Genomic DNA, 590 nt, shown 5'->3' with positions numbered 1-590 from the left:
AGATATGCGCGTTTCGAGGCGTTCAGGGTCGTCAACGAGTTCGGTGGTGAGTGCTCGGTCGAGCGTGTCGCCGTGGTTGAGTACGCCGGCGTGATGGGCGGTCCGCAAGGTGAGGCCAGTAAGAGATCGCTAGAACGACGGTTGTTGGTTCTCCGTCCTCGATGTGAGGTTGACGTGTCGGTTTCGTCTGTCACTGCCTCGGGTCGCATTGCCGGGGAGGAACACGAATTCGTCGCCGTCGAGGTCGAGACGGCCGTAGTGTGGTGCGGCGAAATGGGCTGGGAACAGCAGTGCGTCTTCTTCGTACAGCCTGCTGAACAGCCTCCGGCGGGTTTCTATGGCTGCTGCGAGGTCGTCGCAGCCTGGCAGGTGCAGCTTCGGCCTGGACACTTGGGCCGGGTGATGGAGCGCGTCCCCGGTGAGGTAGGCATGCGCACCCTCGGAGGTGAGGCGGAGCATCGAGTGTCCGAAGGTGTGACCGGGTGCTGCCTCGACCGACAGGCTCGGCGAGATCGGGTAGGGGGCGGAGATAATCTTGGCGAGGCCGGCTTCGACGACGGGACGTACGCATTCGTCGAACACGTTGAGGT

1 protein-coding gene is annotated in these 590 nt (G+C 63.2%); it reads right to left on the bottom strand.

Annotation, left to right across the window (positions count from 1 at the left end; genetic code table 11):
* Positions 1-129 precede the first annotated feature (129 nt).
* A partial coding sequence (locus AC559T_RS16710) for an MBL fold metallo-hydrolase (RefSeq protein ID WP_498869330.1) occupies positions 130-590 on the bottom strand: 461 nt, incomplete at its 5' end.

Origin of the sequence: Frankia sp. Hr75.2, from assembly GCF_949319125.1 — a bacterium.
Taxonomy (GTDB): Bacteria; Actinomycetota; Actinomycetes; order Frankiales; family Frankiaceae; genus Parafrankia; species Parafrankia soli.
This window is presented reverse-complemented; position numbering and strand designations above follow the sequence as displayed.